Source organism: Flavobacterium fluviatile, assembly GCF_010645065.1.
GTDB lineage: Bacteria > Bacteroidota > Bacteroidia > Flavobacteriales > Flavobacteriaceae > Flavobacterium > Flavobacterium fluviatile.
The window spans coordinates 1-1165 of sequence record NZ_JAADZW010000075.1 but is presented as its reverse complement, the minus strand read 5'-3'; the positions used below and the strand labels follow the sequence as shown (position 1 = coordinate 1165).

At 27.5% G+C, this 1165-nt stretch carries 1 protein-coding gene; it reads left to right on the top strand.

The annotated features are described in order from the left end of the window. On the top strand, nucleotides 1–1042 hold a 1042-nt coding region (locus tag GXM17_RS21320; RefSeq protein ID WP_208796480.1), incomplete at its 5' end, for a hypothetical protein. Nucleotides 1043–1165: the final 123 nt, after the last annotated feature.

Below are 1165 nucleotides of genomic sequence, written 5' to 3'. Positions count from 1 at the left end.
GAACGTTATACGCAAGCAACAGAAAACCAACAAGATGATAACAACTTTTCAAATTATAACAGCTATATTTCTGTTCTTTCTTATAAATTTAATTGGAAAATTTGCTCCTACAGATTTGAGATACTTTCAGATTTCTAGTTTTTTGGAAACTGATGAAGCACCTGCATTTAATTTTTCATTTCGCATATTAACTCCAATTGTATTCATAATTCTTTTAAGTGCGTTATTATATTCAATTAATATGGATAATTATGTCAAAGACATATATTTCATAAGCATTTATTATGTGATGTTCAGAGCTATTTTTAACATTGCAATTTCTCGCTCACTCTTAATTAATTGGAAAAAACAATTTTTTTATGCAGTTTGTATAGTTGCATTATCATACTTTCTATATCAAAAAATAATCATTACAAAACATAATTTACTTCCTGATTTTTCTAATATTGCGAATGAGCTTTGGATTATAATTTTAGTTTTTCTATATAACCTAGTTAATAATATTCAGCTTCCTAATGTTGGAGCAGAAAGAAGAAAATATAACTATATTAAGACTACATTTTTAGCCTTAAAAGAGAATTATGGAGAAATTGTAGATTCATTTTCGACTAATATCAGATTTCAACAAATTGCTTATTCAATAATGCTTCACGAAAATTTTAATAGACCTAAATTATTTAGATTAATAGAATACATTAATAGTTTCTTTAAAAAAGAAGGAACTTATGGCATAATGCAAGTGAAATCTAATCAAGTTCTAAGCGATAGTGAAAGTGTTAAATTGGGAATGAATATTTTATTGGAAAACTTTAAAAAATATAAATTAGAATTTGAAAACGAATTTGAAAATAGAGAGAAAAAAGTAGAAGAAAGCTATTATAATAGCGCAGAATATTTAGATCAGAATTTCCAAAGCAAACTAATTAGAAGTTACAATCATTGTGATGATTATTCATATGAAATAAGCGAGTTAGCCGATTATTTAAATGAAAAGTTTTACGAAAAGAATGAAGATAATAAAAGCCTATTTGCCAGCGTATAACAGCCGTTTGGCAAGATTGGGGTTTTAGGCTTAATGGAAAGTTGGTTTTGTATTTGGGAAATTTGTATTTAACCGAAAAATCCCGCATCTTTATTCCCCAACCTCGCCAAGCGCCGGAACGTT